The sequence below is a fragment of the Sporosarcina sp. SAFN-010 genome, assembly GCF_059415065.1.
The window spans coordinates 1-26251 of sequence record NZ_JBPFDS010000019.1; the positions used below are offsets into that span (position 1 = coordinate 1).

At 41.8% G+C, this 26251-nt stretch carries 26 protein-coding genes; 25 read left to right on the top strand and 1 reads right to left on the bottom strand.

The genetic code is table 11. The features are described from left to right. Positions 1-218: 218 nt before the first annotated feature. From lepA to recO, 23 genes are all read left to right on the top strand, one after another. The gene (gene lepA, locus ACR65F_RS16210; protein WP_440505063.1) at positions 219-2042 is read left to right on the top strand and encodes a translation elongation factor 4; all 1824 of its coding nucleotides are present in this window, start codon (positions 219-221) and stop codon (positions 2040-2042) included. A 69-nt stretch (positions 2043-2111) separates the two neighbouring features. Beyond that, positions 2112-3245 carry a radical SAM family heme chaperone HemW gene (gene hemW / locus ACR65F_RS16215; RefSeq protein WP_440505048.1) on the top strand — a complete coding sequence of 378 codons (1134 nt, stop codon included), beginning with the start codon at positions 2112-2114 and terminating at the stop codon, positions 3243-3245. Positions 3246-3341: 96 nt separating this feature from the next. Further along, positions 3342-4394: a heat-inducible transcriptional repressor HrcA gene (hrcA, locus tag ACR65F_RS16220; RefSeq protein ID WP_039041708.1), complete on the top strand. Its 1053-nt coding sequence runs from the start codon at positions 3342-3344 to the stop codon at positions 4392-4394. Further along, a complete protein-coding gene (gene grpE, locus ACR65F_RS16225; protein ID WP_440505049.1) occupies positions 4391-4981 on the top strand; it encodes a nucleotide exchange factor GrpE in 591 nt (196 codons plus the stop codon). Before hrcA ends, grpE begins: the two co-directional genes overlap by 4 nt. Before the next feature lie 48 nt (positions 4982-5029). Then, the gene (gene dnaK / locus ACR65F_RS16230) at positions 5030-6856 is read left to right on the top strand and encodes a molecular chaperone DnaK (protein WP_125103635.1); all 1827 of its coding nucleotides are present in this window, start codon (positions 5030-5032) and stop codon (positions 6854-6856) included. 128 nt (positions 6857-6984) lie between these two features. After that, complete coding sequence (gene dnaJ / locus ACR65F_RS16235) at positions 6985-8121, top strand: molecular chaperone DnaJ (RefSeq protein WP_440505050.1); 1137 nt, start codon at positions 6985-6987, stop codon at positions 8119-8121. Between the two features lie 15 nt (positions 8122-8136). Continuing rightward, the gene (gene prmA / locus ACR65F_RS16240) at positions 8137-9081 is read left to right on the top strand and encodes a 50S ribosomal protein L11 methyltransferase (protein ID WP_039041704.1); all 945 of its coding nucleotides are present in this window, start codon (positions 8137-8139) and stop codon (positions 9079-9081) included. Position 9082: 1 nt separating this feature from the next. After that, positions 9083-9823, top strand: a complete 741-nt coding sequence (locus tag ACR65F_RS16245) for a 16S rRNA (uracil(1498)-N(3))-methyltransferase (RefSeq protein ID WP_125103632.1) — start codon at positions 9083-9085, stop codon at positions 9821-9823. Positions 9824-9839: 16 nt separating this feature from the next. After that, positions 9840-11183 (top strand): tRNA (N(6)-L-threonylcarbamoyladenosine(37)-C(2))-methylthiotransferase MtaB, encoded by a 1344-nt coding sequence (gene mtaB, locus ACR65F_RS16250; RefSeq protein WP_039041702.1) that lies wholly within the window; start codon positions 9840-9842, stop codon positions 11181-11183. Positions 11184-11281: 98 nt separating this feature from the next. After that, a complete protein-coding gene (deoC, locus tag ACR65F_RS16255; protein ID WP_039041701.1) occupies positions 11282-11950 on the top strand; it encodes a deoxyribose-phosphate aldolase in 669 nt (222 codons plus the stop codon). Positions 11951-12050: 100 nt separating this feature from the next. Next, positions 12051-12224, top strand: a complete 174-nt coding sequence (gene rpsU, locus ACR65F_RS16260) for a 30S ribosomal protein S21 (protein WP_025784794.1) — start codon at positions 12051-12053, stop codon at positions 12222-12224. A gap of 300 nt (positions 12225-12524) precedes the next feature. After that, the gene (locus ACR65F_RS16265) at positions 12525-13838 is read left to right on the top strand and encodes an NfeD family protein (protein ID WP_440505051.1); all 1314 of its coding nucleotides are present in this window, start codon (positions 12525-12527) and stop codon (positions 13836-13838) included. After that, positions 13835-14836, top strand: coding sequence for a flotillin-like protein FloA (gene floA / locus ACR65F_RS16270; RefSeq protein WP_039041699.1), 1002 nt, complete (start codon positions 13835-13837; stop codon positions 14834-14836). The genes ACR65F_RS16265 and floA overlap by 4 nt, the downstream gene beginning before the upstream one ends. A gap of 36 nt (positions 14837-14872) precedes the next feature. After that, positions 14873-15403, top strand: a complete 531-nt coding sequence (locus ACR65F_RS16275) for a YqfB family membrane protein (protein WP_440505052.1) — start codon at positions 14873-14875, stop codon at positions 15401-15403. A 57-nt stretch (positions 15404-15460) separates the two neighbouring features. Next, positions 15461-15718 carry a hypothetical protein gene (locus ACR65F_RS16280; RefSeq protein ID WP_039041697.1) on the top strand — a complete coding sequence of 86 codons (258 nt, stop codon included), beginning with the start codon at positions 15461-15463 and terminating at the stop codon, positions 15716-15718. Further along, complete coding sequence (locus ACR65F_RS16285) at positions 15708-16802, top strand: sporulation protein YqfD (protein WP_440505053.1); 1095 nt, start codon at positions 15708-15710, stop codon at positions 16800-16802. Before ACR65F_RS16280 ends, ACR65F_RS16285 begins: the two co-directional genes overlap by 11 nt. Further along, positions 16803-17759, top strand: coding sequence for a PhoH family protein (locus tag ACR65F_RS16290; protein WP_039041695.1), 957 nt, complete (start codon positions 16803-16805; stop codon positions 17757-17759). Between the two features lie 54 nt (positions 17760-17813). Further along, positions 17814-19931: an HD family phosphohydrolase gene (locus ACR65F_RS16295; protein ID WP_039041694.1), complete on the top strand. Its 2118-nt coding sequence runs from the start codon at positions 17814-17816 to the stop codon at positions 19929-19931. Positions 19932-19951: 20 nt separating this feature from the next. Continuing rightward, positions 19952-20422, top strand: a complete 471-nt coding sequence (ybeY, locus tag ACR65F_RS16300) for an rRNA maturation RNase YbeY (protein WP_039041693.1) — start codon at positions 19952-19954, stop codon at positions 20420-20422. A gap of 40 nt (positions 20423-20462) precedes the next feature. Next, entirely contained in the window at positions 20463-20777 is a 315-nt protein-coding gene (locus tag ACR65F_RS16305) for a diacylglycerol kinase family protein (RefSeq protein ID WP_052245731.1), read from the top strand. Between the two features lie 18 nt (positions 20778-20795). Continuing rightward, positions 20796-21203 (top strand): cytidine deaminase, encoded by a 408-nt coding sequence (locus ACR65F_RS16310; RefSeq protein WP_039041691.1) that lies wholly within the window; start codon positions 20796-20798, stop codon positions 21201-21203. Then, positions 21190-22098, top strand: a complete 909-nt coding sequence (era, locus tag ACR65F_RS16315; RefSeq protein WP_039041690.1) for a GTPase Era — start codon at positions 21190-21192, stop codon at positions 22096-22098. The genes ACR65F_RS16310 and era overlap by 14 nt, the downstream gene beginning before the upstream one ends. 30 nt (positions 22099-22128) lie before the next feature. Then, the gene (recO, locus tag ACR65F_RS16320; RefSeq protein WP_039041689.1) at positions 22129-22914 is read left to right on the top strand and encodes a DNA repair protein RecO; all 786 of its coding nucleotides are present in this window, start codon (positions 22129-22131) and stop codon (positions 22912-22914) included. Positions 22915-22942: 28 nt separating this feature from the next. Here recO and ACR65F_RS16325 read toward each other — a convergent pair whose 3' ends face one another. Next, on the bottom strand, positions 22943-24322 hold the full coding sequence (locus tag ACR65F_RS16325) for a glycine--tRNA ligase (RefSeq protein WP_039041688.1): 1380 nt from the start codon (positions 24320-24322) through the stop codon (positions 22943-22945). A gap of 324 nt (positions 24323-24646) precedes the next feature. On the opposite strand from ACR65F_RS16325, the gene ccpN reads away from it, so the two are divergent. Both ccpN and ACR65F_RS16335 read left to right on the top strand, forming a co-directional pair. After that, the gene (gene ccpN, locus ACR65F_RS16330; RefSeq protein ID WP_039041687.1) at positions 24647-25276 is read left to right on the top strand and encodes a transcriptional regulator CcpN; all 630 of its coding nucleotides are present in this window, start codon (positions 24647-24649) and stop codon (positions 25274-25276) included. Positions 25277-25286: 10 nt separating this feature from the next. After that, positions 25287-26129 (top strand): pyruvate, water dikinase regulatory protein, encoded by an 843-nt coding sequence (locus ACR65F_RS16335; RefSeq protein ID WP_440505054.1) that lies wholly within the window; start codon positions 25287-25289, stop codon positions 26127-26129. Positions 26130-26251: the final 122 nt, after the last annotated feature.

Here is a 26251-nt window from a genome sequence, read left to right on the forward strand (position 1 = left end):
CCTTCATTTTCAGAGTCAACGATGCAAAAAGACAAAAGGGATGGAAATCAAATCGATTCCCATCCCTTTTGTCTACATTCTGGGAGAAGCAGATACTGCTTCTCTTTTTTAGTTTTAAAGGAATTACGCATTTAATCTATAGTGAAAAGGAAATGTGTAACACCCCTGCTCGGTTTCTGCTATAATTCATACTAGCCGAATTAGGAGTGAGAATTATGATGAATCATCAACAGAAATTAGATCGACAGAAAAATATACGTAACTTTTCAATTATTGCTCATATCGATCACGGGAAATCCACACTCGCAGACCGAATACTTGAAAAAACTGAAACCATTACTGCTCGTGAAATGAAATCACAAACTTTGGATTCGATGGATCTCGAAAGGGAACGTGGAATTACGATTAAATTGAATGCAGTTCAGATTTCTTATACTGCGAAGAATGGGGAAGAGTACACGTTCCATTTAATCGACACTCCTGGGCATGTCGATTTCACGTACGAGGTGTCTAGAAGTCTTGCGGCGTGCGAAGGTGCGATACTCGTAGTGGATGCAGCACAGGGGATTGAAGCACAAACCTTAGCAAACGTTTACTTAGCGTTAGATAATGATCTTGAGATTTTACCAGTAGTAAATAAAATCGACCTTCCAGCAGCGGATCCAGAGCGTGTGAAAGACGAAATCGAAAATGTAATCGGCATCGGTGCATCAGAAGCAGTCTTGGCATCAGCAAAAGCAGGAATCGGGATTGAAGAAATCCTGGAACAAATCGTTGAAAAAGTTCCAGCTCCAACGGGAGATCCAAGTGCCCCACTGAAAGCATTGATATTCGACTCCCATTACGATCAGTACAAAGGTGTCATCGTTAACATTCGGATAATGGAAGGCTCCGTTAAACCAGGAGATACAATTCGTATGATGGCAACTGGAAAAGAATTCGAAGTTGTCGATCTTGGTGTTTTCACTCCAAAGATCTCACCACGGGATGAATTGACAGTTGGAGATGTTGGTTATTTGTCAGCTGCTATTAAAACAGTAGGGGATACACGAGTGGGAGATACAATAACACTTGCTGAAAACCCTGCAGATATAGCATTAGAAGGGTACCGTAAGATGAATCCGATGGTGTTCTGTGGCTTATATCCGATAGACACTTCCAAATACAATGATTTAAGAGAAGCGCTCGAGAAGCTTGAGCTTAACGACTCGGCTTTGGAATACGAGGCGGAAACTTCTCAAGCTCTCGGGTTCGGATATCGTTGTGGCTTCTTAGGACTTCTCCATATGGAGATCATTCAAGAGCGAATTGAGAGAGAATTCAATATCGACTTAATCACCACGGCACCAAGCGTAATTTACAATGTCGTCATGACAGACGGTAGTGAAATGAAAGTTGACAATCCTTCAATGATGCCAGATGCACAAAAAACGGAATACGTGGAAGAGCCTTATGTTAAAGCATCGATAATGGTACCGAATGATTATGTAGGTGCAGTTATGGAACTTTGTCAGAAAAAACGAGGCAATTTCCTTACGATGGACTATATGGATTCTTCCCGTGTCAACATTATGTATGAACTACCATTAGCGGAAATTGTTTATGATTTCTTTGACCAGCTAAAATCGGGAACTAAAGGGTATGCATCCCTCGATTATGAATTAATCGGTTATAAGAAATCCAAACTTAATAAGATGGACATCTTGTTGAATGGCGAGACTGTCGATGCGCTTAGCTTTATCGTTCACCGTGATTTCGCATACGACCGTGGGAAGGCGATTGTTGAGAAGTTGAGATCCCTGATCCCACGTCAGCAATTCGAAGTTCCAGTACAAGCTGCAATCGGACAAAAAATCATTGCACGTTCGACGATTAAGTCAATGGGTAAAAATGTACTTGCGAAATGTTATGGTGGAGATATTTCACGAAAGAGAAAACTTCTTGAAAAGCAAAAAGAAGGTAAGAAGAAGATGAAACAAGTAGGATCAGTAGAAGTGCCACAAGAAGCTTTCATGGCAGTACTACGTATGGACGAAGAGTAATTGGAATAAGCTGCATGAGCAGAGGGCATATAGCCCTCTGTTTGGCGTTTACAGGAGGGAAAGCAACTAATGAGAGGTATTTACATCCACATCCCATTCTGCCACCAAATCTGCCACTATTGTGATTTCAACAAAGTATTTTTTGAAAACCAACCAGTGGACGAATACATTGAGACGATAGACAAAGAATTGTCGTTGTTAAAACAAAGCGGGGCCGATTTCACAAAAGTTGAAACTGTTTTTTTCGGAGGAGGAACTCCAACAGCACTAACAGCAAAACAGTTAGAACGATTACTTGAAATTGTTCATAGCTATATAAATGTCAAAGCTTTAACGGAGTTTTCAACAGAAGCGAATCCTGATGAGTTAACAATGGATAAACTGAACGTGTTAAAAAATGGTCAAGTGAAACGGCTAAGTTTAGGAGTTCAATCATTTGATGCGGACCTATTGAAAAAAATCGGTCGTTCTCACAGTCCAAAGCAAGCAATTGAAGTTGTCAACAACGCCAGACGCGCTGGTTTTGAAAACATCAGCATTGATATGATTTATGCGTTGCCAGGGCAAACACAAGCTCAATGGAAAGATACGCTAGACCAAGCACTTGCGCTTGAGTTACCACATTACTCGGGGTACTCGCTTATCGTTGAACCGAAGACGGTATTTTATAACTTGATGAATAAAGGACGACTTCCGTTACCAGGGGAAGATGAAGAGACGGTTATGTTTGCAGAACTTATCGATAGGATGGAGCGCGCAGGAAAATCACAGTATGAAATCAGTAACTTTGCAATTCCTGGCAGTGAGTCTATTCACAACATGATCTATTGGGAAAACGATGAATACGCTGGAATCGGGGCAGGAGCTCATGGCTATCTTAATGGTGTTCGTTATGCAAACATCGCACCTCTAAAACGGTATATGGAACATGTGGGAACTGGTGAGTTGCCAAGAAAAGAAGAGAATACAGTGACTCTTCAAGAAAGCATGGAAGAAGAAATGTTTCTCGGACTTCGAAAAACAGAAGGAGTTTCTATCCAACACTTCGCTGAAAAATTCGGAATTACAATGGATGAAAAGTACGGTGCGGTCATCCAGAATCTCATGCAAAAAGATTTGCTTGAACTCCATGAGAATCGAATTCGCCTAACGCGAAACGGAATTTTTAAAGGAAACGAAGCCTTTCAACAATTTCTTGGATGAAACAAGATTCAAATGTTTGACACTATCTTTGTCATTTGATAAATTATGAGTAGTATTAGCACTCGTTTAAAAGGAGTGCTAACAGGAGTGATGATTATGTTGACAAACAGGCAATTGCTTATCTTGCAACTGACGGTTAACGACTTCATCGAATCCGCTCAGCCAGTGGGCTCCCGGCAACTTTCCAAAAAGGAGGAAGCTCCTTTTAGTCCGGCAACCATCCGAAATGAGATGGCGGATCTTGAAGATATGGGGTTTCTTGAGAAAACCCATACGTCTTCGGGAAGGGTTCCTTCTGAAAAAGGATATCGATTTTACGTCGACCACTTGCTGACACCTCAAAAGCTAAAAATGGAGGACAACCTTCAATTACGTTCAGTCTTTCAGGAAAAAGTTCTGGAAGCGGAAGTACTCATCAGGAATTCAGCATCTATTCTTTCGGAACTGACGAACTATACAACAGTCTTACTAGGGCCGGATACAACGGCTCATAAAGTAAAACGGTTTTCAATAGTTCCCTTATCAGGATCGAAAGCAGTTGCCATTATGGTAACGAATAGCGGAAGAGTGGAGAATCATGTATTCGATGCAGCTGACGGATTATCGCCTTCAGATATTGAGAAAATGGTCAATCTCTTGAATGAGCGACTCGTTGGAACTCCGCTGTCTGAAATACCGCGTAAACTAGCTACGGAATCGAAACTGTTGTTTGAACGGCATGTCAAAAATGCGGGTACAATTCTTACTTCCATTCAAGACGCCATGGCAGGTAAAACAGAGGAACGTCTATTTTACAGCGGTCAGATGAACATGATGAAACAACCAGAATTTAATGATGTTCAAAAAGTAAAAACGTTCTTAGAAGCAATTGAGCATGGGATGCCGCTCACATTGTTCAAAAATGATCTCGCAGGCATCCAAGTACGGATTGGTTCAGAAAACAATGAGCAAACATTAGATGATTTTAGTGTCATAACGACAGCCTATGCAGTAGGTACGGATATGACTGGCTCAATTGCAATCATTGGGCCGAAACGTATGGATTATGGCAGAGTAATTACATTGCTTGATATTTTAAGTGATGATCTTTCTACTGCACTTGCGAGACTCACAATTGAGGGAAGAACGGATAGGAGGAACGAATCATGACAGAAAATGGCCAAACATCTGAAGAGTTGGACACTGAAACTTCTGTACAACAGGACGAAGCAGTGACTGCTGATACAGTTGAAGATGAAACAGTTGAAGTGGAAGAACAAGAGACTCTAACAGCAGAAGAACTAAAAGATGCTGAAATTGAAGAGTTGAAGACAAAGTTGCAGGAAGAAGAGAACAGACGCTTACGAGTATTAGCGGACTTGGATAACGCTCGTAGAAGAGCTACGCTAGACAAAGAAGCGTTGCAAAAATACCGTTCACAAGAGGTTTTGACAAACCTTGTACCGGTATTGGATAACTTTGAACGTGGACTTTCTGTTAAAGCAGAAAGTGACGATGCCAAGTCATTACTTACTGGTATGGAAATGGTATTCCGTAGTTTGGAAGAGGCCTTGAAATCATCAGGATTAACTGAAATTGAAGCAGCTGGTATTGAATTCGATCCGAATTACCATCAAGCCGTCATGACAGACTCCGATGAGAATTTCCCGTCAGGATCGGTGCTTGAAGTGTTGCAGAAAGGGTATACGTTGAAAGATCGCGTACTCCGACCTGCAATGGTTAAAGTGAACGAATAACTATTCTACTAAAAACTTTGATGAACCAAAATTAGGAGGAATTTAGATATGAGTAAAATTATCGGTATTGACTTAGGAACAACAAACTCAGTAGTAGCAGTATATGAAGGCGGAGAGGCAAAAGTTATTCCAAATCCGGAAGGCAACCGTACGACACCTTCAGTTGTTGCGTTTAAAAATGGAGAACGTCAAATCGGTGAAGTTGCAAAACGTCAATCGATTACAAACCCGAACACAATCATGTCTGTTAAACGCCACATGGGAACAGATTACAAAGAAAAAGTGGAAGACAAAGAATATTCACCACAAGAGATTTCAGCAATGATCCTTCAATACATGAAAGGCTATGCAGAAGAATATCTTGGTGAAAAAGTAACGAAAGCAGTTGTTACAGTTCCTGCTTACTTTAACGACGCACAACGTCAAGCAACAAAAGACGCTGGTAAAATTGCTGGACTTGAAGTCGAGCGTATCATCAACGAGCCAACTGCAGCAGCACTTGCATATGGTTTGGATAAAACAGATGAGGACCAAACAATCCTAGTTTATGACCTTGGTGGCGGTACGTTCGACGTTTCCATACTTGAACTTGGCGACGGCGTATTCCAAGTACGTTCAACTGCTGGAGATAACAAATTAGGTGGAGATGACTTCGACGATGTCATCATCGAATATCTAGTGCAGGAGTTCCGTAAAGATAACGGTATTGACCTCTCTAAAGACAAGATGGCAATGCAACGTTTGAAAGATGCTGCTGAAAAAGCGAAAAAAGACTTGTCAGGTGTTACAAACACACAAATTTCACTTCCTTTCATCACAGCAGGAGAAGCGGGACCACTTCACTTGGAAGTATCAATGTCTCGTACTAAGTTTGACGAACTAACTGCATCACTAGTGGAACGTTCTATGATTCCAACTCGTCAAGCTATTAAAGATGCGGATCTTTCACCTTCAGATCTAGATCGCGTAATCTTGGTTGGTGGTTCTACTCGAATCCCAGCAGTACAAGAAGCGATCAAGAAAGAAACTGGAAAAGAGCCATTCAAAGGCGTTAACCCGGACGAAGTAGTAGCGATGGGTGCGGCTGTTCAAGGTTCAATTCTAACTGGGGACGTAAAAGACGTAGTATTGCTTGACGTAACTCCACTATCTCTTGGTATTGAGACAATGGGTAGCGTCTTCACGAAATTGATTGACCGTAATACAACGATTCCAACAAGTAAATCACAAGTGTTCTCAACTGCTGCTGATAACCAGCCAGCTGTAGACATCCATGTACTTCAAGGTGAGCGTGCGATGGCAACTGACAACAAAACACTTGGTCGTTTCCAATTGACGGATATCCCACCAGCACCACGTGGCGTTCCACAAATCGAAGTGACGTTCGATATCGACAAAAACGGTATTGTTACAGTTAAAGCGAAAGATATGGGAACTCAAAAAGAGCAAAATATCACAATTCAGTCAAGCTCAGGTCTTTCTGATGATGAAATCGATCGCATGGTAAAAGACGCTGAAGCTCACGCTGAAGATGATAAGAAGCAAAAAGAAGAAGCAGATCTTCGTAACGAAGCAGACCAACTCGTATTCATGTCTGAAAAGACGTTGAAAGACTTGGAAGGCAAAGTGTCTGAAGAAGAAGTGAAGAGCGTTGAAGAAGCGAAAGATGCTTTGAAAGCTGCAATTGAAGCAAATAACCTTGAAGAGATGAAAGAAAAGAAAGATGCTCTTGAAGCGGTTGTTCAACAAATGACTATGAAAATGTATGAGCAAGCCCAAGCTGAAGCTAACGCTCAAGGCGAAAATGCAACGGATTCAGATGACGGTGTCGTTGACGCTGATTTCTCTGAAGTAGAAGATGACAAGAAAAACTAAATCAATAACTGATTGACGGAAAAGTCAAAGTCCGATATTCCGGCTTTGGCTTTTTCGTTTGTTACCAAACTTACTCAAAAAGTGTTACAATGCACACAACGCTAAATGAGTTTCGGGAGTGTAGATGAATGAGCAAACGGGATTATTATGAAATACTTGGAGTGCCGAAAACGGCTACTAAAGAAGAAATACGGAAAGCTTATCGTAAACTTTCCAAACAGTTCCACCCGGATTTGAACAAAGAAGAAGGGGCGGAAGATAAGTTCAAAGAAGTTACAGAGGCTTTTGAAGTCCTTAGTGATGAAAATAAGCGCGCTTCTTATGACCAGTATGGGCATGCAGATCCGAGCCAAGGTTTTGGCGGAGGCGGATTCAGCGGCTTTGGTGGCGGTGGAGATGGATTTGGATTTGATGACATTTTCAGTTCGTTCTTCGGTGGTGGCGGAGGACGTCGCCGCGACCCGAATGCACCACGTAAAGGAGACGATCTTCAATATACAATGACCGTCGACTTCATGGAGGCTGCTTTCGGTAAAGAAACGGAAATTGAAATACCTCGTGAAGAAGTCTGTAATACATGTGATGGAAGTGGTGCCAAAAAAGGGACTTCTGCGAAAACATGTACAAATTGTGGCGGTACTGGTCAAATCTCAGTTACGCAAAACACGCCACTTGGTCAAATGGTGAATCGAAAAGTATGTAACGTCTGTCAAGGTACAGGTAAGATCATTCCTGAGAAGTGTGAAACTTGTCATGGTAGCGGCAGAATCAAAAAACGTAAAAAAATCAAGATTACCATTCCTGCAGGTGTTGACGATGGGCAACAACTACGCGTGGCGGGTCAAGGTGAAGCGGGAGTAAATGGTGGGCCATCAGGGGACTTGTATATCGTGTTCCGGGTGCGACCACATGAGAAGTTCATTCGTGAAGCGGATGATATCATTTTGGAAGTTGCGCTTACATTCCCACAAGCTGCTCTTGGTGATGAGATAGAAGTGCCGACTATTCATGGGTCTGTGAATTTGAAAATCCCTGCTGGTACACAACCAGGAACTACATTCCGGTTACGTGGAAAAGGGATTCAAAATGTTCATGGGCATGGAATCGGTGACCAGCATGTAATTGTGAAATTGCTGACACCTAAGAAAATGACGGAAAAACAAAGAGAACTGCTTCGGGAATTCGCTTCAATCGATGGGGATGCTCCGGGAGAATATTCAAGTTCACTGTTTGATAAAATCAAACGATCGATTAAAGGTGATTGAAGGGACTGAGCGTAGGTGAAATGGTCTGAAATAGCGATTCACACGACAAATGAGGCAACTGAGGCAGTTGCCAACATACTTCATGAGGCAGGAGCAAGTGGTGTAGTCATTGAAGATTCAGGAGAACCTGAACGTACTCATGAAGATCGTTTCGGCGAAATATATGACTTGGATCCACAAGACTTTCCCTCTGAAGGCGTTTTAGTGAAAGCCTATTTACCAGCAAGCAGTTTCTTAAAAGAAACGGTGCAGGAAATTAGCGAATCGATTGATAAACTGAAGCAATTCAATTTGGATACAGGTAAGAAAGCCATAACAACTACGGAAGTGGATGAAGAAGACTGGGCGACTGCTTGGAAAAAGTATTATCATCCGGTGAAGATTTCAGGACGTTTCACCATTGTTCCAACTTGGGAAACATATGTACCTGTGGAATCTGATGAGCTAATTATTGAGTTGGATCCAGGAATGGCATTCGGCACAGGTACTCATCCGACTACGGTCATGTGTTTACAAGCACTTGAAAAGTATGTGAAGCCTGAAGACTATGTCATCGATGTAGGAACAGGCTCGGGTGTTCTCGCAATTGGTGCAACCTTGTTGAATGCTAAACGAGTACTCGCTTTGGATTTAGATGAAGTTGCAGTTCGGTCAGCAAAAGAAAACATTGCGTTAAATAATTGTGACGAAAAAGTTGAAGTCGTGCACGGCAACCTTTTGGATTCTGTCAAAGAGCCAGCAGATTTAATCGTCGCCAATATTTTGGCTGAAGTGATTGTTACATTCTCGCAAGACGCATTTCAGCTATTAGCGGATAACGGGTTGTTCATCGTATCTGGTATCATAGGGGCTAAAAAAGACTTTGTAAAAGAAGATCTCATTCAAAAAGGATTCGAAATCGTTGAATCTGTTGTAATGGAAGATTGGGTCGCATTGGTTGCCCGCAAACGGGGGGAATAACGTGCAACGCTATTTTCTTGATCAGCCGTTTAAAGAAGACGGCATTGCAATGATAACTGGTGAAGACGAAAAGCATATTACTCGTGTGATGCGTATGCGCGAAGGTGAAGAAATCTGTTGTGTTTCAGAAGGCGTTGGCCACATTGCAACAATTCTTCGGTTTGATGAAGATGGTGTAACTGTACAGGATACAGGTAATACTTCTTCTATGAGTGAACTTCCTGTGCAAGTTACACTAGCGTGTGGCTTACCTAAAGGGGATAAGTTGGAGTTGATCGCCCAAAAAGGAACTGAACTAGGAATGACAGGAATCATCCCTTTTCAAGCAGAACGATCTATTGTAAAATGGGACGAAAAAAAGGGAGACAAAAAAACAGCAAGGCTTCGTAAAATTGCCAAGGAAGCCGCTGAACAATCTCATAGAACCGTCATTCCAGAGATTTCGGAGCCTCTCACTTTTAAAGAGATATTGAAGCAAGCAAAATCTTTCGATGTTTGTCTATTTGCGGATGAAGAAGAAGCAAAAGAAGGAACTTCAAAAAGAATTGCGGTCCGTCTCGAGAAGGTGTATCATGGACAAACGATACTGGTATTATTTGGTCCTGAAGGTGGTCTCTCAAGATCCGAAGCAGAAATATTAAGGGATGCTGGGTTCTTACCTATATCGCTTGGGCCACGTATTCTCCGCACAGAAACTGCGCCATTATACGTATTATCCGCCATGTCTTACGAATTTGAATGAAAGAGGTGAGCAGCTGATGTCATTGGTTGCCTTCCATACATTGGGCTGTAAAGTGAATCACTATGAAACTGAAGCAATCTGGCAGCTTTTTAAAGATGCTGGCTATGAACGGACTGACTTTGAAAAAAACTCTGACGTTTATGTCATTAATACATGTACAGTTACCAATACAGGAGACAAAAAAAGTCGACAAGTCATTCGGCGTGCTGTTCGTCAAAATCCAGATGCAGTCATTTGTGTAACAGGTTGTTATGCACAAACTTCACCTGCAGAAATTATGGCCATCCCTGGCGTGGATATCGTAGTCGGTACGCAAGATCGTACAAAATTGCTTGGGTTAATCGAAGAATATCGTGAAGAACGTCAACCAATCAATGCTGTCCGTAACATCATGAAAAATAGGGTCTACGAAGAACTGGATGTACCTGCTTTCACTGACCGTACACGTGCGTCGTTGAAAATCCAAGAAGGGTGTAACAACTTCTGCACATTCTGTATTATTCCATGGGCTCGTGGTCTTATGCGTTCACGTGATCCTGAAGAAGTTGTTCGCCAAGCCCAGCAGTTAGTCGATGCTGGATATTTGGAAATCGTATTAACAGGTATCCATACAGGTGGCTATGGTGAGGATTTGAAAGACTATAATCTCGCTAAGTTGCTTATCGATCTCGAAACAAAAGTCAAAGGAATCAAAAGACTTCGTATTAGTTCGATTGAGGCAAGTCAGCTGACGGATGAAGTGATTGAGGTTTTAAATAACTCGTCAATTATCGTTCGCCATTTGCACATACCAATCCAATCTGGTTCTAATACCGTTCTAAAGAGAATGCGACGTAAATATACGATGGAGTTCTTTGCAGAGCGTCTGGATCGTCTTCGTGAGGCATTGCCTCATCTAGCGATCACATCAGATGTGATTGTAGGATTCCCAGGTGAAACGGAAGAAGAGTTTATGGAGACATATAATTTCATCCGTGATCATCGATTCTCGGAATTGCATGTATTCCCATACTCAAAACGTACAGGGACACCTGCAGCCCGCATGGAAGACCAAGTGGATGAAGACGTGAAAAATGATCGCGTTCATCGTCTGATCGAACTGAATGATCAGCTTGCAAAGCAGTATGCAGCCGAGTTTGAAGGGGACGTTCTTGAAGTCATCCCAGAAGAGAAGTTCAAAGAAGATCCGGAAAGTGATCTGTATGTAGGCTATACCGACAATTACTTAAAAGTGGTGTTCCCTGCTAACGAAGCAATGGTCGGTAAAATTGTTCGTGTGAAATTATTAAAGGCAGGATATCCTTACAATGAAGGACAATTCGTTAGAGTAATGGAAGAAGAACAAGAATTAGTCCATTAATGGAAACCGCTGGGCATTGTGCCTAGTGGTTTCTTTTCTATTTGGATTGATTCTGATATGATGGAAGAGGTACGTACATCCTCTAGGAGGTCATAACTATGAATTCAATAGCAAAAATGATCGATCACACATTATTAAAAGCAGATGCTACAAAAGAACAGGTTATAGAACTTTGTAATGAAGCGAAGCAATACGAATTTGCTTCTGTATGTTTGAACCCAACATGGGTAAAGACTGCTGCTGAATTACTTAAGGGAACCTCGGTAAAAACTTGCACTGTTATCGGTTTTCCGCTCGGTGCAACAACATCAGAGGTTAAAGCATTTGAAACGAAAAATGCGATTGAAAACGGCGCAAGTGAAATTGATATGGTCATTAACATCGGTGCTTTAAAAAGTGGAGATACGAAAGCAGTTCAACAAGACATCGAAGCTGTTGTGAACGCAGCAGCAGGAAAAGCCATCGTAAAAGTGATTATTGAGACGTCGTTGCTTACAGATGAAGAAAAGCGTACAGCTTGTGAATTATCAGTTCTTGCGAAAGTGGATTTTGTAAAAACCTCCACAGGATTTTCAACTGGCGGAGCAACAGTTGAAGACGTTAAATTGATGCGTAGCACGGTAGGTCCAGAAATGGGCGTCAAAGCTTCTGGCGGAGTTCGTAGTTTAGAAGATTTGACAGCTATGAAAGAAGCAGGTGCAACACGCATTGGTGCAAGCTCTGGTGTTGCAATCATGAATGGTCTTCAGTCAAAATCCGACTATTAATTTCAACTTTTATATTGACCGTTAGAAAATAATACGTTATAATTTTCAAGTACATAGCAGTATGCTATGTTCGAAGTGTGTTCGGAGGGAGGGACAAGAGATGACTAAAACAACTGTTCGTAAGAACGAATCACTTGAAGATGCTCTTCGCCGCTTCAAACGTACTGTATCAAAGAGTGGTACGATACAAGACGTAAGAAAGCATGAGTTTTATGAGAAGCCAAGTGTTAAGCGTAAAAAGAAATCTGAAGCTGCTCGTAAACGCAAATTCTGATTAACTCCTATATTGTTTGCTTAAAGCAACGTTAACCCAGTAAAATGCGCGTAAGCCAGAAAATCCTATGGATTTTCTGGCTTATTTTTTTAGCTTCACAAATTAAGTTCATTTCTTGATAGTAGTCCAAAGAGCTCATTGAACCTTAAGAACTCACAATCGCAGAAATATTTTTCACAAGAAACTTTCCGTATAGTGAAACTTACGTGTGTTTCGTCCGTATAATAGGTATACTTGAAGAGCAATCAACTTAGAAAGTAGGTGGGGTTTTTGCAGAAGCTCATTAGAGGATTTCTGCTTTTGACACTTATTGTATCAGCCGTTGCACTTCCATTTTCGACTACGTCTCTAGCGAAAACTGGAACCGTTTACAAAGTTCCTATTCATGATGAAGTAGAGAAGGGATTGTATGCGTTTTTAAAACGTTCTTTCAATGAGGCTGAAGAAGCAGGTGCAGATGTAATTGTGCTTGATATCAATACACCAGGAGGCTTTACAGATACTGCAGGTGAAATCGCGAAGCTAATGGATGAGACTGAACCTAAAATTGTTGCATACATCAACAAACGGGCTTTATCAGCAGGGGCTTTTCTTGCCCTCCATGCAGACGAAATTTATATGGCACCAGGTTCTACAATGGGTGCTTCTGCAGTGATTGACGGTTCTGGTAATGCGGCAGATAAGAAAGCCCGCAGTGCATGGTCAGCTGCCATGAAAAATGCGGCTGAGTCACAAAAACGTGATCCTAAATTTGCACTTGCTATGGCAAATCCTGAGGAAGATCTCCCGGAATTCCGCGCGGGTAAAGGTGAGTTGTTAACATTGACTGACCGTGAAGCTGCATTACCGGATGTCCGATACAGTGAAGGAACAGTCGCTAATTATGATGAGTTGTTGGCGGAAATCGGCATGAAAAATGCAACAACTATCTCTACGGATCCGACATTTAGTGAAAAGATTGCACGATTCATTACCAATCCTGTAGTTGTTCCAATATTACTTTCAATAGCAGGTCTTGGGTTAATTGTAGAATTGTACTCCCCAGGATTTGGTGTAGCGGGTACAATGGGAGTTTCAGCTCTATTACTCTTTTTCTACGGACATTTGATAGCCGGTTTAGCGGGCTATGAAGCGATTCTCTTGTTCCTCCTTGGTGCGGGATTGATTGTTGCGGAGTTGTTCTTGCCCCATGGGATTGCAGGAATAGCGGGTGCAGTCGCTGTCACCGGTAGTATTATAATGGCAGGTGCGAATCCTGCATATATGGCGATTTCTGTGCTCATTGCACTAATAATTGCTACAACGGGGATGGTGGTTATTATGAAATTCTTTGGAAAGAAACTGCATTTGTTGAACAGAATGATTCTTATGGACTCAACGGATACGGAAAGCGGATATGTTTCCAATGTAAACCGTATTGATTGGCTTGGTAAGACAGCAATCACTCTAACACCGTTACGTCCATCAGGAGCAATCGTGTTAGACGGAGAACGAATCGATGTCGTTTCAGAAGGAAACTACATTGATAAAGGAAAGCGTGTTAAGATAGTGAAAGTTGAAGGATCTCGGACAGTTGTCAGGGAACTTCAAGAAATGGAGGGGAATGAAGGATGATCAGTGGTAGTCTAATTGGGATCGTAGTAATCGCCGTCGTTGCGATTATCGTTTTGTCTGTGTTCTTTACGTTCGTACCGGTTGCATTGTGGATTTCCGCAATATCAGCAGGAGTCAGAGTAAGCATCTTTACATTAGTGGGAATGCGTCTTAGAAGAGTAATTCCAAGCCGTGTTGTAAACCCACTCATTAAAGCACACAAAGCAGGAGTGGACGTTTCGATTAATCAGCTAGAGAGTCATTACCTTGCTGGTGGTAACGTTGACCGCGTTGTAAACGCACTAATTGCAGCTCAACGTGCAAATATTGAACTGACATTCGAACGTGCTGCAGCAATTGACCTTGCAGGTCGTGACGTGTTGCAAGCTGTACAAATGTCTGTAAACCCTAAAGTTATTGAAACACCATTCATCGCGGGTGTTGCGATGAACGGTATCGAAGTGAAAGCTAAAGCGCGTATTACAGTTCGGGCTAACATCGACCGTCTCGTCGGTGGTGCTGGTGAAGAGACAATTGTTGCTCGTGTTGGTGAAGGTATTGTTAGTACAATCGGTTCTTCAATTGACCACGCAAAAGTATTGGAAAATCCGGATTTGATTTCTCAAACAGTCCTTACAAAAGGATTGGATTCTGGAACAGCATTTGAAATCCTATCTATTGATATCGCTGACGTTGATATCGGTAAGAACATTGGTGCAGAACTTCAAACTGAGCAAGCTCAAGCAGATAAGAATATTGCACAGGCAAAAGCTGAAGAGCGTCGTGCAATGGCTGTTGCTAGCGAACAAGAAATGAGTGCCAAAGTTGTTGAAATGCGCTCAAAGGTTGTAGAAGCAGAAGCAGAAGTACCACTTGCTATGGCTGAAGCACTTCGTAGCGGCAATATTGGTGTGATGGATTACATGAACTATAAGAATCTTCAAGCAGATACAGGTATGAGAGATTCCATCGGGAAAATAAGCGGTTCTGGCGATCAGGACAATAAGCCGAAGAACTAATGATAAACCGCAACTTCCCGGAAAGGGGATGTGCTGATGGAACAAATTATAATTCTGATTGCGATTGGACTTATCAGTACGTTATTCGGTAAGAAGAATAAGAGCGACGATCAAAGTCAGAAGCAAGGGACACCTCAGAAAACTGAAATGCCTAAAAAGCAACCAGTGACAGAGAGACAGTCGATGCCACAACGAGCTCAACAGACTCAGACACGACAGTCATCAACCTCTGAACAGATGGATCCTTTTAAAAGATTAAAAGAGCTAACAGGTGAAATTTATAAGGAAATCCAACAAGATCAGCGGAAAACGGTCGCAGAACAACCCGTTCCGATTGAACCTGTTTTAATTCCTGAAGCACCTATGAGAAAGCCTGTAAGCCCAAAATCAGGTCGACCAGAAAGACAAACAAGTTCTCGATCTTCAGGTAGACTCTCGACGCATAATCCAGACCAACAGCGGTTTGTGAAGAGTGAATCCCTTAATGTGGATGTTACGAGTAAACAAGATATACTGAGAGGGATCGTGTTTTCAGAAATTCTGGGGCCACCTAAATCTAAACTATAAACCAATACGCATTGACCCCCTGTACCGAGCATAAGAATGGTATAGGGGGTCAATGCGTTGAGAAAACTATTTGAAATGGGATCTTTAATTTCACTGGAAGATTTAACTTCACTCAAAGTACTTGGTGGATATGAGCTAGTGATCATTTCTGAAGGGTATGCGAAATTACGTAAGGAAGGTTATATCATCCATATTAAAGGCACTGATATTCATTTTGACATGTTAATGGAAAAATCAGCGTTACTCTCCTTCACAGAGTTACACGAACTTCGGATTACGAAAGACGCGAAGGAAGGAGAGGTGTATGAAGCGTAAGCTATTTGACGTAGAATTGAAAGGCGAAGGAAAACCCGCACATCTAGTGAACGAGATGATTCGGAATAAGAAACGTGTTTCGAGACTTGAACACATAGATGGTGCTATTTGGTTTCGTACAGACTCAAGTGGTTTAAAGTACATCCGTACAAATAGGCGACGATTTAAATTGAAAGTCCATGTTGAGCGCTTAGGTGATGGAACCCCGATTAATCGATTATTCCATTCGTGGGTCGCTTTACTGCTCTGCATTATCCCGTTTCTTGCTTCGCTGTTTTTGTGGCAAGTAAACGTTGATGCGGAGCATCCTGAAATTGCTGAACGAATAGAACAAACTTTGCAAAAGTCAGCAGTCGTTCCAATGAAGTTGTTGCGTCAGCTACCAGATGAGACAACGATCCGGAGCCAAATTATGACTGATGAGCCGGACTTATCATGGGTGCGCTTCGAAAAAAAGGGTGCAACACTTACTGTGATTCCGATGATTTCACCAAAAACCTCAAGCAAGGTTGAAAAAACAGGGAAACCGGGTGAGTTAGCAGCACGCACTGGAGGAGTCATTACAGGCTTTCAGCTAAAAAGTGGAGAAAGGGTCGCTCGACTTAACCAAACCGTTAAAAAAGGGGATCTGCTGGCGACAGGCGTATTAGAACAAGGTGATAAGGTGGCAGTAGTAGGAGCAGAAGGTGCTGTTTTTGCGGACTATTGGCTAGAGTACAAATTCTCATTACCGAAAACGATTCAATATCGCGCTGCTGGGGAAAAAAGTGTGTCTATAGAATGGCACTTACCATGGCTGAAACAACAATCTGCAAATCGTCCATTTTGGAAGATTGTAGAGTGGAATGAAGAAGTGGATAATACCGTAAAAACAATTACTTTAGAAGAAGGAATGGAGAAAAATTTTTTAGTCCCATTATTAAAACATAAATTACTATCTGAAACCTCATTTGAAAAGGATATAAAGGATGAAAATATTTTACAGGTGACGTTTGGTAGTGATAAAGTAACAGGGACTATACTTTTTTTGATCAACGAAAATATTGCGGTAAAAAGACCATTATCCCAAGGGGGAGACGATTGATTGAGTGAACAACAACTTCAACTACATCTAGAAGATCCAAACGAAGCGATCATGTTACTTGGAATTTCCGATCAGAACATTAAGCTGATTGAAGAAAATCTATCCGTTGCTGTACTGTCACGAGGTGAAACGATTTCTCTCAAAGGGTCGGAAGAGAATACAGATGCAGCGAAACAACTCTTAGAACAATTGTTGAAAGTGATTCGCAAAGGAATCCAAATAAACCAAAGAGATGTTGCAACTGCTATTGAAATGGTGAATAATGGTACTATTGAATACTTTGCCGAACTGTATGATGTGGAAATCGCTCGGAACAGTAAAGGGAAAGTGATTCGTGCTAAAACAATCGGACAACGGGAATATGTTCAAGCAATCCGACAGAACGACCTAACATTTTGTATTGGACCTGCTGGAACTGGGAAAACGTATTTGGCCGTTGTACTTGCCGTGCATGCCATGAAAACCGGTTCTGCAAAACGAATTATTTTAACGCGACCGGCTGTGGAAGCTGGAGAAAGTTTAGGTTTTTTGCCTGGTGATTTAAAAGACAAAGTCGATCCGTATTTGCGTCCACTTTACGACGCACTACATGATATGTTAGGCGCTGAACATACGGAACGTCTAATAGAACGAGGAACCATTGAAATTGCTCCTCTTGCTTATATGAGAGGACGTACACTGGATGATGCGTTTGTTATTCTTGATGAAGCGCAAAATACGACGCATGCTCAAATGAAAATGTTCTTAACTCGATTGGGCTTCGGTTCTAAAATGGTCATTACGGGAGACAAGACACAGATAGATTTACCCAAGGGTTCAAAGTCGGGCCTCATTGCGGCGGAGTCTATTTTGTCAAAAGTTCGAGAGATCCACTTCCAATATTTAGAGCCAGCTGACGTGGTCCGACATCCTATTGTTGCAAAAATTATCGATGCATACGAAGAAGAGCAGTCCTAACCGGGCTGCTCCTTACATACTTTTTGTATTTCAGACTGAAAGGGGATTCAAGGGATGCTAAAGCCGTTGATCCAACTTATCAAGTCCTTAAAGTTTCATGTAACTGCCTGGTTGGTTATTGGATTGTCTGCAGTCGTTTTATTTTTTTTCATTTATGATGATGTGAAGCAAGAGACTTATGAGTTAACACCATTTCAAATTGCCCCAAGTACGCTCCGATCTTTAAAAACGGTAGAGGATACTGTGAAAACAGAGGAAGAGCGTGACCGTGTTGCAGAAGAACAACCACCTGTATATCAGTTCAATGAAGAGATTTCTACCAATCGACAGTCAATCGCTTCCTCGTTGTTCGACTATATTCTTGAAGTGAAAAAAAGTACATTAAGTGAAGAAGAGACGATTTCGGCAACTTCGCTGAAATCGGCAATTCGTGAAATGAATAATAAGTTAAAAGAATTAAAAGAGACTGAACCAGACATTTACTTGAGTGAAACCGTTTTAACAGGACTACTCACTGAAAATGAAGCAGTATTACTAGAGATGCGCTCTGAACTCATTAAAATTGTGGCATCTGAACTATCGAAACCGATTAAGGCAAAAGATGTAACGGTTGCTCAATATGATGCTGAGCGTAAACTCAGAACTTCTTCAAAAATTCCTGATGGACAAGTTCAAACGATGATTCAGCTAGTACGACCGTTAATTGTCCCTACAGAAACTGTCAACGAAGATTTGACAGAGGAACGATTGAAACAGGCTCGAGATAGTATAGAACCAACCAGAATCCTACAAGGGCAAGTGATTGTAAGGGAAGGTCAAGTGATTGATAAGGAAATTTACCGACAGCTTGAAGTAACAGGATTGCTGACAAACCAAACATCTATCAAACCGATACTTGCACTAATTTGTTTGATTGTCCTTTTGTCGGGTCTTGTCTATGTTCATTTCATGTCAAGAAAAGAAGATAAACAAGTCTTAAAGAAAGCACTACTTATCTTTTACTCGATTTTCTTTTTAGTTGTTGTAATGATGAAGTTTACAGGTGTATTGGAAAAAGAGTTCGATGTCCAAGTCTCATTTCTTTTTCCTGCTGCATTAGCACCTTTGCTAGTGAAAATTCTTACGAATGAACGATTAGCCATACTCTCTGTCGTAATGATTGCTGCAACAAGTGGCCTCATGTTACAAGAAGGCGTTACGTCGATAATGCAAATGGAAGTAGTATTGTATTTCCTACTAGGCGGTGTAACGGCGCTACTTGTCCTTGGTGAAAGTGGAAGACGTCTTACGATTATGAGAACAAGCTTGGCGGTCGCCATTGCAAATTTGTTGTACGTTGCGTTTTATCTACTTATGACACAATCTACCTATACGCTTTCGGAAATACTTTTTTATGCGATAGCTGCAATCAGCTCAGCTATTCTCTCTGCGGCGCTCACGATTGGCTTGTTGCCGTTCTTTGAATCGATATTTGGGATCGTCTCTGATTTACGTCTAGTTGAGTTATCCAATCCAAACCATCCACTATTGAAAAAGGTATTGACAGAAACACCAGGAACGTATCATCACAGTGTGATGGTCGCCAATTTAGCCGACGCGGCTTGTGAGGCGATCGGAGCGAATGGATTACTAGCTCGAGTGGGCAGTTACTATCATGATATTGGAAAGACTGTAAGACCTTTGTATTTTATCGAAAATCAGCATGGTGTGAATCCCCATGATCAGCTAACACCTGAAGAAAGTCGCGATATTATTATTGCTCATGCGGGAGATGGCGCAGATCTACTTGCTGCAAAGAAGATGCCACAACAAATTATAGATATCGCACGTCAACACCACGGAACCAGTTTCTTGAAGTACTTTTATTTTAAAGCGAAGGAACAAGGGAAAGATGTAGTAGAGGACGATTTTAGATACCACGGACCAAAACCGCAAACGAAAGAAATTGCAGTCATTTCAATTGCAGATAGTTGTGAAGCGGCCGTTCGTTCAATGAAAGAACCGACTCCTGAAAAAATCTCAGGTTTGGTTAAATCGATAGTGAAGGACAAACTTAACGATGGCCAATTCGATGAATGTGAGTTGTCCTTGAAAGAAATCCGTACTGTGGAACAAGTGATTTGTGAAACGTTGAACGGTATTTTTCATAGCCGGATTGAATACCCGAAATAAGGAAACTGAGGAGGGAGTATATGTTGGAAATCGATTTTATTGATGAAATAAATGGTGATGGGCAAATTGCAGAAAAACTTATTCAGAAGCTCCTTTCTTTTGCTGCTGATGCAGAAGGCCTTGAAGATGGAACTGAACTGTCGGTCACTTTTTTAGATGATAGCTCCATAAAACAGATCAACCGAGATTACCGAGGGAAAGATCAGCCAACAGACGTCATCTCATTTGCTCTTGAAGAAGAGGGTGAAGGAGAAGCGGCTATCATCGGTGCAGATGATATGCCACGTCATTTGGGTGACTTGCTAATATCGGTAGAAACCGCTCAACGCCAAGCCAAAGACTATGGGCATAGTGTGGAGAGAGAACTTGGATTCCTCGCATTGCATGGCTTTTTGCACTTGCTCGGATATGATCACATGACGGAAACTGATGAAAAGAAAATGTTCGGTCGACAAGATGAAATCTTAAAGTCGTACGGACTCGAGAGATAAAACTGTGAAAACATTTTTCAAAGCATTCTCCTACGCTTGGATGGGTATTATGCATGGAGCAACTAGGGAACGGAACGTAAAGTTTCATCTAGTGGCAGCAATTGTTGTGATAGTTGTAGGAGGGTTGACTGGATTAAGTCAATTTGAATGGATAATTATTACCGCTGTTATTGCACTGATGATTGCATTAGAATTAATGAATGCTGCGGTTGAGCGTGTGGTAGACTTAGTTACGCAAGAAAGGCATCCTTTAGCGAAACAAGCAAAAGACCTCGCAGCCGGGGCTGTGCTTGTTTTTTCTATCGCCAGTGCGATAATTGGGTTGCTGATCTTTTTGCCGAAATGGCTGATGTAAACGAATGGAGTGGAATTTTTGGACAAACAACAACTCATGGAGCATGCAAAACATGCAATGCAAAATGCATATGTACCCTATTCTAAATTTCCTGTAGGTGCTGCCTTACTTACAGAAGACGGGACCATATTTGAAGGGTGTAATATTGAAAACTCAGCTTATAGTATGACAAATTGTGCAGAACGCACTGCTTTTTTTAAAGCGATATCAGAAGGCAATCGCTCTTTCGTAGCGCTAGCTGTGACAGGGGATACAGACGGACCAATCTCACCATGTGGCGCATGTCGACAAGTGATTTCTGAATTTTGTTCTGTAGACATGCCTGTCTATTTAACGAATCTTAAAGGTGATGTTCTGGACACAACAGTTGGAGAACTGATACCTGGTGCGTTTCGTAAGGAGGACCTCGAATATGGCGCAAAGTGAATTTAAATCAGGATTTGTTTCTATAATTGGAAGACCTAACGTTGGAAAATCAACATTTTTGAATCGTGTCGTCGGTCAAAAGATTGCCATTATGAGCGATAAGCCTCAAACAACCCGTAATAAGGTTCAAGGGGTCGTCACGGGCGATAGTTCACAGATTGTATTCATTGATACACCAGGGATCCATAAGCCAAAGCACAAGCTAGGTGATTTTATGGTGAAGTCTGCCAAGAATACATTAAAAGAAGTAGATGTGATCATGTTTATGGTGAATGCCAACGAGAAAATCGGACCTGGAGATCGCTTTGTTATTGAAATGCTAAAGAACTCAGATACGCCAGTGTTCTTGGTCATCAACAAAATCGACCTCGTTCATCCTGATGACTTGCTCGGAATCATTACATCTTATGTAGATGAATATGACTTCGCAGAAATTGTTCCGTTATCAGCATTAAACGGCAATAATGTTGATCGCTTAATGGAGACAATCAACAAGTATCTTCCGGAAGGCCCGAAATATTATCCGGACGACCAAGTAACCGATCATCCGGAACGCTTCATTATTTCAGAGTTGATTCGTGAGAAAGTACTTCACTTGACACGCGAAGAAGTTCCGCATTCGATAGCAGTTGTTATTGAGAAAATTGCGCGTGATGAAGACAAAAATATTGTCAATGTTATGGCGACAATTATTGTTGATCGGGATTCACAAAAAGGAATTGTTATTGGTAAGCAAGGAGCCTTGTTGAAGCAAATTGGTACAAAAGCACGACGCGATATCGAAATGTTATTAGGCTCTAAGGTATTCCTTGAATTGTGGGTGAAAGTACAAAAAGATTGGCGCAACAAACCAGGACAGCTGAAAGAATTTGGCTTCCGCGACGACGAGTATTGATCGTCCCGCACACTAGTGGAGGCGAACGTCATGATGAACAAATGGGAAGGTATTGTACTACGCACGATGCCTTACGGTGAGACCAACAAGATTGTAACGATTTTAACGAAGGAAGCAGGGAAGATGACCGCAATGGCCAGGGGAGCAAAAAAACCAGCCAGTCGGTTGTCTTCCATTTCTCAAGTCTTCGTCTATGGATCCTTTTTATTGCGTACAGGAAAAGGGATGGGTTCTCTTGAACAAGGGGAGCCCATAGATTCCATGCGTCATATACGTGAAGATTTGGAAGCCACTTCGTATGCCAGCTATATTGTAGAATTGGTAGACAGACTTACTGATGATGGTGAACGATCCACAGGCGTCTTTAATCTATTATACGAAGCATTGCATGCAATTAACGAAGGATATGATCCTGAAGCCATAGCGCTGTTCGTTGAGTGGAAGATGCTTCCCGTAGCAGGTATTCACCCTGTGTTGCATCATTGTGCGTCATGCGGTTCTGTTGAAGGGGAATTTGCATTTTCGTTCCAGGAAATAGGGTTTTTGTGCCATCGCTGCTTCCATACGGATCCATATATCGTAAGAATCACTCCTGCTCAACTGAAACTCATCCGTACATTTGCAACAGTACCGATTACACAAGTAGGTTCTCTTACATTAAAAAAATCGACCAAGCAATTCATGAAAAAGCTGGTTCGTCAAATTTATGATGAACAAGTCGGACTGAGATTGAAATCAAGGTCTTTTCTGGATCAGCTCGATCGGACACCTAACCTATTACCAACAAAAGAAAAACCGGCAGAGTCAGATGAATAATCTGACTCTGCCGGTTTTTAGTTTTTGGTTAAAATGCAATACGTTCTTCGATATAAGCTTTTAGCTCTTCAATCGGCAAGCGAACTTGTTCCATTGAGTCGCGGTGACGTACTGTTACTTGACGATCTTCTTCAGAATCGAAATCGTACGTAATGCAGAATGGAGTACCAATTTCATCTTGTCGACGGTAACGCTTACCGATGGACTGTGAGTCGTCATACTGTACAGGGAAGTGCTTGCAAAGCTCTGCATACACATCTCCAGCGCCTTCAGCCAACTTCTTGGATAACGGCAACACAGCTGCTTTAACAGGTGCTAAAGCTGGGTGGAACCGCATGACTGTACGTTTGTCATCGCCTTCAAGTACCTCTTCGTCAAACGCATCGCATAAGAATGCAAGAGTGACACGGTCAGCACCGACAGATGGTTCGATACAGAACGGAACAAACTTTTCGTTTGTAACAGGATCTTGGTAATGGAAGTCTTCATTGGAATACTCCATATGACGCTTCAAGTCGAAGTCTGTACGGTTAGCGATGCCCCATAGTTCACCCCAACCGAACGGGAATTTGAACTCGATATCGACTGTTCCTTTTGAGTAGTGGGATAGTTCGTCTTCATTGTGCTCACGAAGGCGCATATTCTCTTCAGTTAGGCCGAGGTCAAGTAACCAGTTCTTCGAAGCATCACGCCAGAAAGCATACCACTCTTCGTCCTCACCTGGTTTACAGAAGAATTCGAGTTCCATCTGTTCGAATTCACGTGTGCGGAATGTGAAGTTACCTGGAGTAATCTCATTACGGAAACTTTTACCGATTTGCGCGATACCGAATGGGAGTTTCTTACGCATAGAGCGCTGCACGTTCTTGAAATTCACAAAAATCCCTTGAGCCGTTTCAGGACGTAAGAAGATTTCGTTTGCAGACGAATCAGTAACCCCTTGAGTCGTTTTGAACATCAAGTTGAACTGGCGGATATCCGTATAGTCCAATGCAGAGCAAGAAGGACAGACGATATTATGCTCGATGATCAAGTCCTTCATCTTCTCAAATGGCATTCCGTCAACAACAATTTCCATACCTTTAGCATCAAGTGCATCTTCAATCAGTTTGTCTGCACGATGACGTGTTTTACACTTTTTACAGTCAATCATAGGATCATTAAAGTTCCCGATATGGCCTGACGCTTCCCAAACTTTCGGGTTCATCAAGATTGCAGCATCGAGTCCTACGTTATGTGGAGATTCTTGAACGAATTTTTTCCACCATGCACGTTTGATATTGTTCTTCAGTTCAATACCAAGTGGACCGTAGTCCCATGTATTCGCTAGTCCTCCATAAATTTCAGATCCAGGAAATACGAATCCACGCTGTTTTGAAACGTTCACAATTTGTTCCATTGTATACATAATAATCCCTCCAATTAAAATAAGCACCCATCCTCGGACATATGTCCGAGGACGGGTGCGTCATGCCCCGCGGTTCCACCTCGATTGACTGCGCAACTGAACAGTCCTCTTTAAGCTTGCTATGGCTCCAGGTTGCCTTTTCATGTCAAGTACGGGCTCTCACTATCCCCGTTCGCTTTTTGCTGACAGTACTTATCGACCTTTCTTCGCCTATTCAAATGTTGAGTTTAGTTTAGCACGGTTCATGATTCTTCGCAATAGAACTGGATTTGTTATATACTAAAGTAAGATTTGTTTAATTGAACGCTTAGGACGGTGACATAGATGGAACTCAATAAGCGCCAGACGGAGATCCTCGAGATCGTCAAGGCGGACGGACCGATTACCGGAGAACATATTGCCGAGCGGTTAAACTTAACAAGAGCTACCATACGACCTGATTTAGCCATCCTTACTATGGCAGGCTATTTAGACGCGCGCCCTCGTGTTGGTTATTTCTACTCGGGTAAAAAGCAAGTGCATTCCGTGGGAGATGAAATGATTGGCATGAAAGTTGGTGACTTTCAATCTACTCCAGCTGTTGTACCAGAACACAGTTCAGTTTATGACGCAATTTGCCAGATGTTTTTACAAGATGTAGGTACATTGTTTGTTGTAGATGAAGAAGCCTGTTTAACAGGAGTCCTTTCAAGAAAAGACTTATTGCGGACAAGTATTGGGAATACGGAGCTTGAAAAAATACCCGTACACGTCATTATGACCCGAATGCCGAATGTTATATACTGTCACAAGAAAGACACACTTTTATCTGCTGCTCGAAAAATGATGGATAAGCAAATAGATTCGTTACCTGTAATAGGGACAGCAAAAGAAGGTCTAGAAGTGGTTGGAAGAATTACAAAAACAAATATAACTGCAGCGTTTTTAACACTTGCACAAGATCATGAGCTATGAGGTGAGTCCTATGAAAAAACTCAAGTTTTTTATCGTTTCAGATTCAGTTGGTGAAACTGCGGAACTTGTGGCGAAAGCAGCAGCGAGTCAGTTTCGCCAAGATTTGGATACGGTTTCGATGAAACGATTTTCCCATATTGAAGAAAAAAGTCAGCTTGAAGAAATTGCCTGGCTTGCTGAACAACAAAAAGCTGTCATCGTCTATACATTGGTTCGTAGTGATATGAGAGAAGCGCTGACACAGTGTTGTCGGGAGCGTGAAGTACAGTGTTTAGATTTATTAGGTCCCATTATGAAGTCTCTTGAACAAGTTTTAGATGAAAAGCCAACTGAAGAACCAGGACTTGTCCGACAGTTGGATGAAGACTACTTCCGAAAGATTGAAGCCATAGAATTTGCTGTGAAATATGACGATGGACGTGACCCACGTGGAGTATTAAATGCAGACATTGTACTCGTGGGAATTTCCAGGACTTCTAAGACTCCTCTTTCTCAATATTTAGCTCATCAGCGCTTTAAAGTCGCTAATGTTCCACTCGTTCCCGAGGTCGAGCCCCCGGCAGAACTTTATGAAATCGATCCTGATAAGTGTTTTGGGCTTGTCATTTCTCCTGAGATTCTCAATTCGATTCGTAAGGAACGTTTAATTGCATTAGGGCTAAAAGATGATGCGAATTATGCAAAAATCGATAGAATCGAACAAGAAATCGCTCACTTCAATAAAGTTGTTAGTAAAATCGGATGTACGGTAATTGATGTCTCAAATCGAGCAGTGGAAGAGACAGCAAATGTAATTTTATCGCATATGAATAGCCGGAAATTTGAGCAAATTCGGAAGGACCTCCATCGATAAGGCGGGTCCCTCTTTTTTCGTTCACAACTCCTTTTAGAACTATAACTAGTATTCACAGATATATTCCTGTAAAATAGCAGTTTCGGGGAAAAATAAAAAATTTGTCGAATAAGAAGGATTTT